This window comes from Streptomyces sp. NPDC006655 (assembly GCF_040703965.1).
Lineage (GTDB): Bacteria > Actinomycetota > Actinomycetes > Streptomycetales > Streptomycetaceae > Streptomyces.
Genome location: NZ_JBEYJU010000101.1, coordinates 18,549 through 32,196, shown reverse-complemented (window position 1 = coordinate 32,196; position 13,648 = coordinate 18,549). Strand labels below are relative to the sequence as shown.

Sequence of the window (13,648 nt, the reverse complement as noted above, 5' to 3'; positions counted from 1 at the left end):
CGGCGTTCGGTGCGTGCGATCGGCGTGCGGGGTGGCGGGTCATGTGGCGGAGCCACCTGGCCCGCCACCCCGTGCGTCGAGCGTGCGTGCCGGGCGTGGCGACGCCGCGGAGATCCATCAGAAGGGCCCTAGCTGCAGCGCGCCCCAAAGGGGCGCTGGGGGTGCCCCCGGCCGAAGGCTGGGGGAGGAACTGCGCGACCAGCCCCCACTCACCCGCACCCAACAAAACTCGTGCGCACCCCCGGCCCCCTTCACTCCCCCAGCCGATCAAGAAACGGCTCCACAGCCGCCCGCCACGCCTCCGGCCGGTCATAGGGCAACAGGTGCCCGGCGTCGGCCACCTCGGCGTACTCCCCCTGGGGCAGCACCCGAACCATCTCCTGCGCCTCCGCCCGACCCAGCTCCCCGTCCACCCCGCGCACGACCAGCGCGGGGCACGGCACCTGGGCCAGCTCCTCCCAGTGCGCGTCGTACACCCAGGTCTCCCGGGAGCTCAGCATCCGTTCGGGATCGAACACCGGCCGCCACCCGTCGGCGCACTCGTGCATCACCTCGGCGTAGAACTCCCCGCGCGCCGGGTTCGGCCGCTCCACCCAGGGGTCGTCCTCGCCGAACCACTTGCGTACGTCGGCGAGCGTGGCGAAGGGGACGGGCCAGGCCTTGAACCATGCGGCCCACTCGCGCTGCGAGGCCCCCCCGAGGGCGGAGGCCCGCATGTCGCAGATGATCACACCCCGGACCAGTTCCGGGCGCTTCGCGGCGAGCTGCCAGGCGGTCAGCGCGCCCATGGCATGGCCGATGACCACCGCCGGCCCGAGTCCCAGCTGCTCGATGGCGGCCGCGGCGTCCTCGACGTACGCCTCACGGGTGTACGCGGCCTGCGGGGGCTTGTCGCTCTGGCCGTGGCCGCGCTGGTCGAGTGCGACGGCCCGGTGCCGTCCGGAGAGCCAGCGGGCGGTGGACGCCCAGTGCGAGGCGCGGCCCATCAGGCCGTGCAGTAACAGCACTCCGGGAGACGGCCGCTCCGGGTCGTCCTTCTTGGGCGGGTCCGCGAACTCCCAGGCGGCGAGGTGTACGCCGCCGGCTCCCGTCACGTCGATGCGCCGTGCCATGGGCCTGGCACCCCCCTAGCTCCGCGTGCCTAGTGTCGCCTCGTATCGCTTCGTGCTGCTCCGGTACCACTCAGACTATCGAATACCTATTCGAAAATCGGGTTCCTGCGGGCAACACCCCTCATTCGAGTGACCCCTCCCCAGGCATGATCGGCGCCGCCGGGGGGATTTCTTCTGCGGGGGACGGACCGCTCGGGGAAAACGGTCCGAGGGGATGACCCTGGGAGCTCGGGGCTCCGGGTCAGCACTGGGGAGGACAGGCCCCGGCGCCGAAAGGCGCCGGGGCCAAGCCCATGCCCACCGCCACGTCTTCGGCACACCCTCTCCGCCCCCTCAGACCATCTGCCCCTGCCGACAGCCTTGCACGCGAAAGGTCCGAGCGCTGCGATTCGACGCAGCGAACCCCGCCCCCGCCCCCACGCTCAGCGCTTGGCGACGAACACGTGGGAGGCCACGACCGACTCCAGCTCGGCCGCCTCACCGCCGCTGCCCACCAGCACCCCGCCGGCCGACTCCGTCACGCTCACCACCGAACCGGGCTGCACACCCGCCCGCCGCAGCGTGTACATCAGCTGCGCGTCGGTCTGGATGGGCTCACCGATCCGGCGCACCACCACCGTCTTGCCGTCCGTACCCGGATCCAGGTCGGCCAGCGACACCATGCCCTCGTCGAGGAACGGGTCGGCGCCGTCCTTCTCGCCCAGCTCCTCCAGACCCGGGATCGGATTGCCGTACGGCGACTCGGTCGGATGCCGCAGCAGCTCCAGTACCCGCCGCTCCACCGCCTCGCTCATCACGTGCTCCCAGCGACACGCCTCGGCGTGCACCTGCTCCCACTCCAGGCCGATCACGTCGACCAGCAGGCACTCGGCGAGCCGGTGCTTGCGCATCACGCGCGTCGCCAGCCGACGGCCCTCGTCGGTCAGCTCCAGATGACGGTCGGAGGCGACGGACACCAGCCCGTCCCGCTCCATCCGCGCCACCGTCTGGCTCACCGTCGGCCCGCTCTGGTCGAGCCGCTCCGCGATGCGGGCGCGCATGGGGACCACGCCTTCCTCTTCGAGCTCGAGGATGGTGCGGAGATACATCTCCGTGGTGTCGATCAGTCCGGACATACGTGCCCCTCGATTACCTCTGCCGGCGGCCCGGCCGCGTGCGCTGGCCCTGACACCAATTCTGCCGGATCCCACTGACAACCGGGCCGCACCGGAAAAACGGAGCCGTCAGGCGGTACCAGCCGTGACCCCGCCGCCCCACGGCCGTATTGACACCGAGATGGTCCAGACCGGAGGGTGATCCGCGACACAGACGCTGACGCCGACCGTGCAAAGGGGCCCGTATGAGCGACGGCACGCCCGCCGACCTGTTCCTCGACGCCGCCATCGGCCTCCTGCAACGGGTCCGCGACGAGGAGGCCGAGGCCATCGCCACCGCCGGCAGCCTCCTCGCCGACACCGTCGCGGCCGGCGGCAGGCTGTTCGCCTTCGGCGCCGGGCACTCCTCGCTCCCCGCCCAGGACCTCGTCTACCGCGCGGGCGGCCTCGCCCTCATGAACCTGCTGTCCGCCCCCGGCCTCGTCGGCGTCGACGTGGTGCCGGCCACCCTCGGCTCCCGCCTCGAACGCGTCGACGGCCTGGCCACCGCCGTCCTCGACACCTCGCCCCTGCGCGCCGGCGACACCCTCGTGATCATCTCCCTCTCCGGCCGCAACGCCCTGCCCGTCGAGATGGCCGTCGAGGCCCGCCGCCGCGGCGCCCACGTCATCGGCGTGACCTCCGTGGCCTACGCCGGGCAGACCACGTCACGGCACTCCTCCGGCACGTACCTCAAGGACCACTGCGACGTCGTACTCGACTCGAAGATCGCCGTCGGGGACGCCGAGCTGACCCTCGACACCATCCCGGCGCCCTTCGCGCCCGCCTCCACCGTCGTCACCAGCGCGCTGCTCCAGGCGGTCCTCGCCACCACCGCGGCCACCCTCGCCGACCGCGGTCTGGAACCCCCGCTGCTGCGCTCGGGCAACGTCGACGGCGGCCACGAGTGGAACGCCCGGGTGTTCGCGGAGTACGCCGACCGCATCTTCTACCAGCAGTGACGCCGTCCGGCGCACCCGCACCCGCCGCCGCTCCCGCCGCCGCAGCCCGGCGCTACCGCTGCTGTCGCGCGAGCTCCGCCAGATCCAGCGCCGCCGCGATGCGCACGGCCACGTCCTCCGCGTAGACGGCGTCCAACCGTTCGAAACGGCTGCGGGCCGACCCGCGCAGGAACGTCAGCACACCCAGCGTCCGCCCCCGGCTGCGCAGCACCGCGCACATGGCGTGCACCGCGTCACCGGGCCACTGCCGGTCCAGCGCCCACGCCCGCGCCCGGTCCGGCGGCACCGCCCCGGCGTCCGCCCGCACGCTCCCCGCCCGCGCCACACACTGCAACGCCGGATGCCCCTCCTCGTACCGCACCGGCAGCCCGGCCGCACCCGTCAGCAGGCTCGGCCCCGGCGCCCCGGTGGGCGTGGTGGCCATCCGCACCAACCGCACCGGACCCACGTCCCCGTCCGCACGGGCACCGCCCACCACCCGGTCGATCACCGCATGGTCTGCGAACCCGGCCAGTGCGAAGTCCAGATGGACGGTGGCACCCTCCGCCGGGTCCTCGCACTCCGCGGCCGCGCGGGCCGCACGGTGCAGCTGGTTGGCACGGAACCGCAGCACGGCCGCCTCCTGCTCGGCGAGCCTGCCCTCCGTGACGTCCTGGAACAGCCAGCCCACCCCGAGCGGCACCGGCTCCTCCGCGAGCGGCGAGGCCAGCCGCAGGAACCCGGACCGCCAGCACCGCCGCTGCTCGCCCTCCGGCGTCCGCACGCTCACCCACATCTCGGCCGGCGCCGGCGGCGCACCTTCGGCCAGCACATGCGTGAGCGCGCCCTCCAGGTCCTCCACGCCCTGCGCGAGCAACTCCCCGAGCGGCCGCCCCAGCGCCGACGAACGCCCGATGCCGAGCGCCCGCGCGGCGTGCGCGTTGACCACGGCCGGCCGCAGATCCGCGTCGACGAGCACGACGCCCCAGGCCGCGTCCTCGAACAGGGCCTCGCTCAGCGCGATCGACCGCTCCAGGTCGATCTGCGCGTGCACCTCGCTGAACGCGCAGTACACGCCCGCCGGCTTGCCGTCAGGACCGCGCACGGCCGCCGACTGGGTCCGTACGAGGACCCGCCCGCCGTCCTTCGTCAGCAGGGCGAACTCGTGCACCTGACGCCCCGAGGCGTGCATGGCGGCCATCAGCCGCCCCTCGATCTCCTCGGCGTCCGCCTCGCGCACCGCCCACCCGGCGAACCCGCGCCGGCCCACCGCCTCGGCCGCCGTCCAGCCCAGGATCCGCTCGGCCTCACGGTTCCAGTGGGTGACGAAGCCGTCCGCGTCGAAGGCGCACAGGGCCGCGTCCATGCCGTCGAGGAGCGCGGCGAGCAGGTCCGAGCCGCCCGAGTCCTCCGGAGCGTCCCGCTCCGGCTCCGGCTCGGGCTCGTCGGGCCCCAGCTCGTCCGTGGTCCCACTACGCCGGGAAGCACTCACCTGGACCCCCATCAGGCTGCGTCCGCACGCACGGCGCGTCGGTGTTCACTCGCTGCCCTTCCATTCAACTGGAACGTGACGCAGCCCACACCGTGTTCCCGCAAGATTGAGTCAATAGTTGCAAGCCCCCGTCACGGCACCCGCCGCAGATCCACCCACTCGTCACGCTCCCCGCCCAGCACGAACCGCACGGTGGAGCACCCCACGAGTTCGTCCCCGACGCACGCGTTCTCCAGCCGGTACCCCCGCGCAAGCCGCTCGGCCGCCTCCTCGGCCGACATCGCGGCAGGCGGCACCACCACGTTGTGCACATACCGCCACCGCTCCAACGCCTCACCCCCACCCACGGACACCACCCGCAGCCCACTCACACCCCGTCCCCCTCCACTCGTCCGGCCCGGCACCCTGCCAAACCCACGTCGGCTGCGCCGGGACCTGTGGGGCCTGGAATCGCCGCCGGAGCTGCCTCACGACGCGACCGGCTTCGAAGCCGTCCTGCTCCTCGCCGAAAAAACAGTTGAGTCCGACCCGGCCGCTTCTTAGGGTGGCTCTTACGTGAGAAGGGAGGTGATCGGGTAAATGAGTGAAACCCGGACGCGCGAGGTGGCTGCGGGCTAGCGGCTCGCCACCACACGATGTGCGGTGCCGGACCAGTGTGCGCGGGACGCATGCAGCCGGCCAATCCAACGCAGTCACCCGACCCGTGAGCTCGCCGGTACGTCCGGCCGGCTCCTCCGCCGAGGCGGAGGGACCCGAGCTCGCGGGTCGTCTGCGTTTGCGGGTCGGTCAGGGGATCAGGCGTCGGTCAGGGGCTCAGGCGTTCGACGTGCCAGGTGGCGTCGGGGGTGGCCGTGTAGCGGAGGCGGTCGTGGAGGCGGTTGAAGCGGCCCTGCCAGAACTCGACCGTCTGGGGGGCGATGCGGAAGCCGCCCCAGTGCGGGGGTACGGGGACCTGTTCGCCCTCGGGGTAGCGGGCGCTGAGTTCGGCGTAGGCGGTGTCGAGTTCGGCGCGGGAGTGGATGACAGCGGACTGGGTGCTGGCCCAGGCGCCGAGCTGGGAGCCGTGCGGGCGGGTGCGGAAGTAGGCGGCGGTCTCGTCGCGGCCGGTGCGGCGGGCGGTGCCGGTGACGACGACCTGGCGGCCGATGGGGTGCCACGGGAAGAGCAGTGAGACGTGTGGGTTCTCGGCGAGGTCGCGGGCCTTGCGGGAGCCGTAGTTGGTGTAGAAGACGAAGCCCTGGGTGTCGTACTGCTTCATCAGGACCGTGCGCGAGCTGGGGCGGCCGTGGGCGTCGGCGGTGGAGACGATCATCGCGTTGGGTTCGTAGATCATGCCGTCGTCGGCCGCCCGTACGGCCTGTCGGAACCAGTGGGTGAACTGGTCCATCGGGTGTGCGGCCAGGTCGCTCTCGTCGAAGCCCTCGGCCCGGTAGTGCTGGCGCATCGCGGCGGGGTCGTGGAGGGAGTCGGCGTAGTCGTCGGAGGCGTCGGAGGCGTCGGAGGCGTCGGAGGCGTCGGAGGCGGCGGCGTCACGGTCGGTCACGCGGTCATCTTGCCGTACCGCCGTGCGCGACATCAGAGAGCGGCGGCAGAAGGTGGCACTGAGTGCCGTTGGGCTCCCCAATTCTGGCACTCGGAGTTATGGTGACGTTGCCTCCGCCCACATCCCATGAGGAGCCGCCCCATGTCCGACTTCGTACCCGGGCTCGAAGGAGTCGTCGCGTTCGAGACGGAGATCGCCGAACCGGACAAGGAGGGGGGCGCCCTGCGCTACCGGGGCGTCGACATCGAGGACCTGGTCGGGCACGTCTCCTTCGGGAACGTGTGGGGGCTGCTGGTCGACGGGGCCTTCAATCCGGGGCTGCCGCCCGCCGAGCCCTTCCCCATCCCCGTCCACTCGGGTGACATCCGGGTGGACGTGCAGGCCGCGCTCGCCATGCTCGCCCCGGTGTGGGGGCTCAAACCGCTCCTCGACATCGACGCGGCGCAGGCCCGGGAGGACCTGGCGCGGGCCGCGGTCATGGCCCTGTCGTACGTCGCCCAGTCCGCGCGCGGACAGGGGCTGCCGATGGTGCCGCAGCGGGAGATCGACAAGGCGCACTCGGTGGTCGAGCGGTTCATGATCCGGTGGCGCGGGGAGCCGGACCCGAAGCACGTCGCGGCCGTGGACGCGTACTGGACCTCGGCCGCCGAGCACGGCATGAACGCCTCGACGTTCACGGCCCGCGTCATCGCCTCCACCGGCGCGGACGTCGCCGCCGCGCTGTCGGGTGCGGTGGGTGCCATGTCGGGGCCGCTGCACGGCGGAGCGCCGTCCCGGGTGCTGGGGATGATCGAGGAGATCGAGCGGACCGGGGACGCGGAGGCCTACGTCAAGCAGGCTCTGGACCGCGGTGAGCGGCTGATGGGGTTCGGGCACCGGGTGTACCGGGCGGAGGATCCCCGGGCGCGGGTGCTGCGGCGGACGGCGCGGGAGCTGGGGGCGCCGCGGTTCGAGATCGCGGAGGCGTTGGAGAAGGCGGCGCTGGAGGAGCTGCACAACCGTCGGCCGGATCGGGTGCTCGCCACCAACGTCGAGTTCTGGGCGGCGATCATGCTGGACTTCGCGGAGGTGCCGGCGCACATGTTCACGTCGATGTTCACGTGTGCGCGGACCGCCGGGTGGTCGGCGCACATCCTCGAGCAGAAGCGCACGGGGCGGTTGGTGCGGCCGTCGGCGCGGTATGTGGGGCCGGGGGTGCGGAAGCCTCAGGACATCGAGGGGTACGGGGACATCGCCCACTGAGTTGATCTGTGCGGGTATGTGGGCGGGTGCGGGTGCGTTGTGGCTGGTCGCGCAGTTCCTCCCCCAGCCTTCGGCCGGGGGTACCCCCAGCGCCCCTGAAAATCGGGCACTTCGTGCCTGATTTTCACAGGGCCTCCTCCAGCAGTGCCGCCCACTGGGCTACCACCCGTTCCCGTCTCGCCCTGTCGTCCGTGAGCAGGTTGGCCAGGCCCAGGCCCCTTGCCATGTCGAGGAGGCCCTGGACCGTCTCCCGGGTGCCGGGGCGGGTCTCGTCGGCGTTCAGGAGGTCGACGGCGATGCGGTGCGTCTCACGGCCGACGCGGGCTTCGAGTTCGGTGACCCGGGGGCGGAGCTGGTCCTCGTCGGAGGCGGCCACCCAGAGGTGGAGGGCGGCGCGGAACAGGGGGCCGGTGTAGAGGTCGACGAGGGCCGAGACGACGGCCCTGCGGTCGCCGGCCGCGCCCTGCGGGAACAGGGCGCGCAGGGCCGTGGAGCGTTGCTCGGCGACGTATTCGACGGCCGCGGTGAAGAGGTCCTCGCGGGTCGGGAAGTGGTGCTGGGCGGCGCCCCGGGAGACGCCGGCGCGTTCGGCGACGACGGCGACCGTGGAGCCCGCCCAGCCGTGCTCGGCGAGGCAGGCCACGGCGGCTTCCAGGAGGCGTTGCCGGGTGGCCCGGCTGCGGTCCTGTTTGGGGGCGCGGTCCGGTTGGGGGCCGCGTGCGCGGTCCGTCGTACTCACACCACCCATGCCGCGTCCCGTCGTTCGAGGAAGGCCGTCATCCCCTCGCGCGCGTCGTCGGAGGAGAACAGCCGGGCCGAGAGTGCGGTCAGGTGGGCCGCGTCCCGGTCGAATGTCTCCAGCACCCTAGCCGTGAGCAGCTGTTTCGTCTCGGCCAGGGCCTGGGGTGAGGAGTGACGCAGGCCGTCGAGGACGGGGGCGAGGGCGGTGTCGACGTCGTCGGCCGTGGTGGTGAGCAGGCCGAGGCGGACGGCTTCGGCCGGGGTGAAGCGTTCGCCGGTGAGGTAGTAGCGGGCCAGGGTCCGGGGGTCGGCGCGGGGGAGGATCGGGAGGGAGATGACGGCGGGGGCGACGCCGATCCGCACTTCGGTGAAGGCGAACGTGGAATCGGTGGACGCGGCGGCGATGTCGCAGGCGGCGAGCAGGCCGAGGCCGCCCGCGCGGACGTGGCCGGTGACCCGGGCGACGACCGGCCGGGGCAGTTCGACGATCTGGCGGAGCAGGCCGACCAGGGCGTCGGGGTGGGGCGGGTCGCGCAGGTCGGCGCCCGCGCTGAACGTCGAACCGGTGTGGGTGAGGACGACCGCGCGGACGTCGGGGTCCTTCGCGCAGGCGGTGAGGGCCTCGGCGAGTTCGGTGACGAGGGCGGCGGACAGGGCGTTGCGGGTGGCGGTGGCGTCGAGGCTGAGGGTGGTGACGGCGCGGGTGCGGGTCCGTCCGATCGACGTCACGGGGCCTCCTCGGGTTCCCGGGCGGTCTTCGCCAGGTCGCGCAGTTCGCGGCGGAGGATCTTCCCGGAGGCCGCGCGGGGCACCGCGGTGACGAAGGTGACCTTGCGTACGCGTTTGTAGGGTGCGACGCGTTCGGCGACGTACAGCATGGTCTCGTTCTCGGTGAGGTCGGCGGCGGTGGGCTGGCGGACGACGAAGGCGTGCGGGATCTCGTTGCCGTCCTCGTTGTAGGCGCCGACGACGGCGGCGTCGGCTATGCCGGGGTGGGTGAGCAGGAGTGCCTCCAGTTCGGCGGGGGCCACCTGGAAGCCCTTGTACTTGATGAGTTCCTTGACCCGGTCGACGACGAACAGCCAGCCGTCGGCGTCCGCCCTGCCCACGTCGCCGGTGTGCAGCCAGCCGTCGGGGTCGATCATGGCGGCGGTGTCGTCGGGGCGGCCGAGGTAGCCCTTCATGACCTGGGGGCCGCGGATGAGGATCTCGCCGGGTTCGCCGGTGGGGACGTCCTTGTCGGGGTCGTCGAGTGACACGATCCGCATCTCGGTGCTCGCGATGAGTCTGCCGACGGTGCCGGGGGGTGCCTGGTGCATGGCGTCGAGGGGGACGACGTGGGTGCCGGGTGACAGTTCCGTCATGCCGTAGGCCTGTCCGACCGGTGGCAGTCCGAGCCGTCGCGAGCAGGCGGCGGCGAGCTGGGCGTCCAGGGGTGCGGCGGCGCTCATGACGTACTTCAGGGACGACAGGTCGTACTGCTCGACGAGGGGGTGCTTGGCGAGGGCGAGGACGATCGGCGGGGCGACGTACAGGCCGGTGATGCGGTGGTTCTGGATGGCCGCGAGGAAGGTCGCCAGGTCGAAGCGGGGCAGGACGACGACCGTGGCGCCCTTGCGCAGGGGCGCGTTCATGAGCGCGGTGAGGCCGTAGATGTGGAAGAGGGGCAGGACGGCGAGGACGCGGTCGCCGGGCCCCGCCGGGACGGAGGCGTCGAGCTGGGCCAGGTTGGTGGCGATCTGCCGGTGGGTGAGCATCACGCCCTTGGGAACGCCGGTGGTGCCGGAGGAGTACGGCAGCGCGACGACGTCCTCGACGGGGTCGATGTCGACCTGGGGTTCGGGGGCGTCGGTGGCGAGCATGTCGATGAGGGAGCGGTGGCCGGTGGCGCTGTCGCAGACGAATATCTCCTCGACGCCGCCCGCGAGTTCGGCCGCCCGGCGGGCCGTCTCCAGCAACGGCGAGACGGTGACGATCCAGCGGGCCGCGGAGTCCCTGAGCTGTTTGGCGAACTCCTCCGGGGTGGCGAGGGGGTGCACGGTGGTGACGGCGGCGCCCGCGCGGGTGGCCGCGTAGAACGCCGTCGGGAAAGCGACCGTGTTCGGGCTGTGCAGGGCGAGGACGTCGCCCTTGCGGACACCGGCGTCGGCGAGCGCGGCGGCGATCCGCCGGTGGAACCGGTCCAGTTGGGCGTACGTCAGGGTGGTGCCGTCGGTGCCGTCGATCAGGGCGGGAGCGTCACCGAACTCGGCGGCCCGGCCCAGCACGGCCTCGTGGATGGGGAGTTCTACGGGCGGAACGTCTGCGTACTCGCTGCGGAACACGGTTCCTCCAAGACGGCCCTGCGCGTCAGTACGACTTGGGCAGGCCGAGGGTCTGGTGGGAGACGTAGTTGAGAATCATCTCCCTGCTCACCGGAGCAATACGAGCCACGCGCGCCGCCGTTATCAATGAGGCGAGCCCGAATTCGCGGGTCAGTCCGTTGCCGCCGAGGGTGTGCACGGCCTGGTCGACGGCGCGCACGCAGGCCTCCCCCGCCGCGTACTTCGCCATGTTGGCGGCCTCACCGGCGCCGACGTCGTCCCCGGCGTCGTACAGGTGCGCCGCTTTCTGCATCATCAGGCGGGCGAGTTCGAGGTCGATGTGCGCCTGCGCGAGGGGGTGGGCGATGGCCTGGTGGGCGCCGATGGGGGTCTTCCAGACGGTGCGGTCGCGGGCGTACTCGATCGCCCTGGACAGCGCGTAGCGGCCCATGCCGATCGCGAACGCGGCCGTCATGATCCGCTCCGGGTTGAGTCCGGCGAAGAGCTGGAGGAGGCCGGCGTCCCCGTCGCCGACGAGCGCGTCCGCGGGCAGCCGTACGTCGTCGAGGGTGAGTTCGAACTGCTTCTCGGCGGTGTTGAGTTCCATGTCGATGGGGCGCCGGTGGAAGCCCTCGGCGTCCGTCGGGACGATGAACAGGCAGGGCTTGAGGCGGCCGGTGCGGGCGTCTTCGGTGCGGCCGACGATCAGGACGGCGTCGGCCATGTCGACGCCGGAGATGAAGACCTTGCGGCCGGTGAGCAGCCAGTCGGCGCCGTCCCTGCGGGCCGTGGTGGTGATGCGGTGGGAGTTGGAGCCGGCGTCGGGTTCGGTGATGCCGAAGGCCATGAGGAGGGAGCCGTCGGCGAGGCCGGGGAGCCAGGTCTGCTTCTGGTGCTCGGTGCCGAAGCGGGCGATCACCGTGCCGCAGATCGCGGGCGAGACGACGAGCATGAGGAGGGGGGAGCCGGCTGCGCCGAGTTCCTCCAGGACGATGGAGAGTTCGGTGATGCCGCCGCCTCCGCCGCCGTGTTCCTCCGGGAGGTTGACGCCCAGGTAGCCGAGTTTTCCGGCCTCCTGCCAGAGTTCGGTCGGGGGGCGGCCTTCGGCGATGGTGCGGGTGATGTAGGTGCGGCCGTACTTGGCGCCGAGGGTGGCTACCGCTGCGCGGAGTGCCCTGTGTTCGTCGATTTCGATCTGGGGGGTCACTGTGGCTCCTTCGGGTGCGGGTTCATCGTGGCTGGTCGCGCTCGCGCGGCGGTAGCCGCATATCGATACAGCCCCGCGCCCCTAAAGGGGCGCTTGTACAACCGCCAGCAGAGAGCCGGGCTCTACCTGTTGGCCTACGACCACCCGCAGCTCACTCAGCGTTCCCGTGACCGGTGCGGTGATCCGGTGCTGCATCTTCATCGCCTCCAGCCAGAGGAGGGGGCGGCCGGCCTCCACCGCCGACCCGACCTCCAGGCCCTCCGCCATCCGGACGACCGTTCCCGGCATCGGTGCGAGGAGGGAGCCGGGGGCCAGCTGGGCCTTCGGGTCGGGGAAGCGGGGCAGGGCGGTGAGGGTGGTGTTGTCGACGTGGATCCGGTCGCCGTACCGGGCCACCTCGAACGTGCGGCGGGCGCCGTCGATGTCGAGTACGACGCGACGCGCGTCGGCGTGCACGACCTGTACGCCGTCCGCCGTGAGGCCCTCGCGGGTGTGCCGGTAGTGGACCTCGTGCTCCTCGCCGGCCATCAGGTAGCGCTTGGTCTGCGGTTGGGAGGGGACGTTGCGCCAGCCGCCGAAGCGGGAGCGGCCGTGGGCGTCGGCCAGGGCGGCGGCGAGGGGGGCGTGCGGGTCGGGGGCGGGCGCTGCCAGGTCCGGGAGGTGGCGGTCGTAGAAGCCGGTGTCCATGCGGGCTTCGGTGAACTCCGCGTGGCGCAGGGAGCGGACGAGGAGGTCGCGGTTGGTGGTGGGGCCGTGCAGGGTGGCCCGTTCCAGCGCGTGGGCCAGTTTGCGCAGGGCCTCCGCGCGGGTGGGGGCGTGCGCGATCGCTTTGGCGAGCATCGGGTCGTAGTGGACGCCGATCTCGTCGCCGTCGGTGTAACCGGTGTCCAGGCGGACGGAGGCGGGGACGGCGAGACGGTGCAGGGTGCCGGTCTGGGGCGCCCAGTCGTGGGCGGGATCCTCGGCGTAGAGGCGCGCCTCGATCGCGTGGCCGCGCGCGGGCGGCGGTTCGAGGGGCAGGGCGTGGCCCTCGGCGACGCGGATCTGTTCCGCCACCAGGTCGATGCCGAACACGGCCTCGGTGACGGGGTGTTCCACCTGGAGGCGGGTGTTCATCTCCAGGAAGTGCGCCTTCCCGTCGGCGACGAGGAACTCGACGGTGCCCGCGCCGACGTACGCGACGGAGCGCGCGGCGCGCACGGCCAGCGCGTACAGCTCCTTCACCAGGCCGTCCGGGAGTCCGGGCGCCGGTGCCTCCTCGATGACCTTCTGGTGTCTGCGCTGGAGGGAGCAGTCGCGGGTGCCCAGCGGCCAGACCGTGCCGTGGGTGTCGGCGAGGATCTGCACCTCGACGTGGCGGCCGGACTCCAGGTACGGCTCGACGAAGACCTCGCCGTCCCCGAAGGCGCTCGCGGCCTCGGCGCGTGCGCTCTCCAGGGCGGCGCTCAGCTCGTCGAGGCGGCGCACGACGCGCATGCCGCGCCCACCGCCGCCCGCGGCCGCCTTCACGAGGACCGGCAGGTCGGACGGGGTGACCTCGCCGAGCGGTGGGATGCCCAGCAGTTCCTTGGCGCGGGTCTTGGACGCCATCGCCTCGATCGCCTCGGGCGGCGGGCCGATCCAGGCCAGTCGGGCGTCGACGACGGCGCGCGCGAAGTCGGCGTTCTCGGAGAGGAAGCCGTACCCGGGGTGCACGGCGTCCGCGCCGGCGGTCACGGCGGCCTTCACCACCAGGTCGGCGCGGAGGTAGGTGTCGGCGGGGGTGGCGCCCGGCAGCCGTACCGCGGCGTCGGCCAGCCGGGTGTGCAGTGCGTGCTCGTCGGCGTCGGAGTGCACGGCGACGGTCCTGATGCCGAGTTCGGCGCAGGTGCGGAAGATCCGGCAGGCTATCTCGCCGCGGTTGGCGACCAGCAGGGTCGAAATCACGTGATCCC

At 72.4% G+C, this 13,648-nt stretch carries 12 protein-coding genes; 2 read left to right on the top strand and 10 right to left on the bottom strand.

Features of this window, described 5'->3' with window-relative positions:
- Positions 1 to 251: 251 nt before the first annotated feature.
- Together AB0958_RS37095 and AB0958_RS37090 are read right to left on the bottom strand one after the other, a co-directional pair.
- Complete coding sequence (locus AB0958_RS37095) at positions 252 to 1,112, bottom strand: alpha/beta hydrolase (RefSeq protein ID WP_366894880.1); 861 nt, start codon at positions 1,110 to 1,112, stop codon at positions 252 to 254.
- A 422-nt stretch (positions 1,113 to 1,534) separates the two neighbouring features.
- Positions 1,535 to 2,227, bottom strand: a complete 693-nt coding sequence (locus tag AB0958_RS37090) for a metal-dependent transcriptional regulator (RefSeq protein ID WP_132891639.1) — start codon at positions 2,225 to 2,227, stop codon at positions 1,535 to 1,537.
- A 224-nt stretch (positions 2,228 to 2,451) separates the two neighbouring features.
- Between AB0958_RS37090 and AB0958_RS37085 the strand changes: the two genes are divergently transcribed.
- On the top strand, positions 2,452 to 3,207 hold the full coding sequence (locus AB0958_RS37085) for an SIS domain-containing protein (RefSeq protein ID WP_366894879.1): 756 nt from the start codon (positions 2,452 to 2,454) through the stop codon (positions 3,205 to 3,207).
- Positions 3,208 to 3,259: 52 nt separating this feature from the next.
- Here the strand turns inward: AB0958_RS37085 and AB0958_RS37080 are convergent, their stop codons facing one another.
- The 3 genes from AB0958_RS37080 to pdxH all read right to left on the bottom strand — a co-directional run bounded on the left by AB0958_RS37080 (position 3,260) and on the right by pdxH (position 6,122).
- Complete coding sequence (locus tag AB0958_RS37080) at positions 3,260 to 4,678, bottom strand: PAS domain-containing protein (RefSeq protein ID WP_366894878.1); 1,419 nt, start codon at positions 4,676 to 4,678, stop codon at positions 3,260 to 3,262.
- Between the two features lie 131 nt (positions 4,679 to 4,809).
- Positions 4,810 to 5,049: a hypothetical protein gene (locus AB0958_RS37075; RefSeq protein WP_366894877.1), complete on the bottom strand. Its 240-nt coding sequence runs from the start codon at positions 5,047 to 5,049 to the stop codon at positions 4,810 to 4,812.
- A 434-nt stretch (positions 5,050 to 5,483) separates the two neighbouring features.
- On the bottom strand, positions 5,484 to 6,122 hold the full coding sequence (gene pdxH / locus AB0958_RS37070) for a pyridoxamine 5'-phosphate oxidase (protein ID WP_366894883.1): 639 nt from the start codon (positions 6,120 to 6,122) through the stop codon (positions 5,484 to 5,486).
- 240 nt (positions 6,123 to 6,362) lie between these two features.
- On the opposite strand from pdxH, the gene AB0958_RS37065 reads away from it, so the two are divergent.
- Positions 6,363 to 7,463: a citrate synthase 2 gene (locus AB0958_RS37065; protein WP_366894876.1), complete on the top strand. Its 1,101-nt coding sequence runs from the start codon at positions 6,363 to 6,365 to the stop codon at positions 7,461 to 7,463.
- 124 nt (positions 7,464 to 7,587) lie between these two features.
- On the opposite strand, the gene AB0958_RS37060 is transcribed toward AB0958_RS37065, so the two are convergent.
- From AB0958_RS37060 to AB0958_RS37040, 5 genes are all read right to left on the bottom strand, one after another.
- Complete coding sequence (locus AB0958_RS37060; protein WP_366894875.1) at positions 7,588 to 8,211, bottom strand: TetR/AcrR family transcriptional regulator; 624 nt, start codon at positions 8,209 to 8,211, stop codon at positions 7,588 to 7,590.
- A complete protein-coding gene (locus tag AB0958_RS37055) occupies positions 8,199 to 8,933 on the bottom strand; it encodes an enoyl-CoA hydratase family protein (RefSeq protein WP_366894874.1) in 735 nt (244 codons plus the stop codon). The genes AB0958_RS37060 and AB0958_RS37055 overlap by 13 nt, the downstream gene beginning before the upstream one ends.
- Positions 8,930 to 10,528, bottom strand: a complete 1,599-nt coding sequence (locus AB0958_RS37050) for a 4-coumarate--CoA ligase family protein (RefSeq protein WP_366894873.1) — start codon at positions 10,526 to 10,528, stop codon at positions 8,930 to 8,932. The genes AB0958_RS37055 and AB0958_RS37050 overlap by 4 nt, the downstream gene beginning before the upstream one ends.
- Before the next feature lie 25 nt (positions 10,529 to 10,553).
- The gene (locus AB0958_RS37045; RefSeq protein WP_366894872.1) at positions 10,554 to 11,714 is read right to left on the bottom strand and encodes an acyl-CoA dehydrogenase family protein; all 1,161 of its coding nucleotides are present in this window, start codon (positions 11,712 to 11,714) and stop codon (positions 10,554 to 10,556) included.
- Between the two features lie 81 nt (positions 11,715 to 11,795).
- The gene (locus AB0958_RS37040) at positions 11,796 to 13,640 is read right to left on the bottom strand and encodes a biotin carboxylase N-terminal domain-containing protein (RefSeq protein ID WP_366894871.1); all 1,845 of its coding nucleotides are present in this window, start codon (positions 13,638 to 13,640) and stop codon (positions 11,796 to 11,798) included.
- Positions 13,641 to 13,648 lie beyond the last annotated feature (8 nt).

What these genes read in the sequence shown, in the direction of transcription:
- AB0958_RS37095 (WP_366894880.1), bottom strand. Translation starts at nt 1,112, where the DNA reads ATGGCACGGCGCATCGACGTGACGGGAGCCGGCGGCGTACACCTCGCC.
- AB0958_RS37090 (WP_132891639.1), bottom strand. Translation starts at nt 2,227, where the DNA reads ATGTCCGGACTGATCGACACCACGGAGATGTATCTCCGCACCATCCTC.
- AB0958_RS37085 (WP_366894879.1), top strand. Translation starts at nt 2,452, where the DNA reads ATGAGCGACGGCACGCCCGCCGACCTGTTCCTCGACGCCGCCATCGGC.
- pdxH (WP_366894883.1), bottom strand. Translation starts at nt 6,122, where the DNA reads ATGCGCCAGCACTACCGGGCCGAGGGCTTCGACGAGAGCGACCTGGCC.
- AB0958_RS37065 (WP_366894876.1), top strand. Translation starts at nt 6,363, where the DNA reads ATGTCCGACTTCGTACCCGGGCTCGAAGGAGTCGTCGCGTTCGAGACG.
- AB0958_RS37060 (WP_366894875.1), bottom strand. Translation starts at nt 8,211, where the DNA reads ATGGGTGGTGTGAGTACGACGGACCGCGCACGCGGCCCCCAACCGGAC.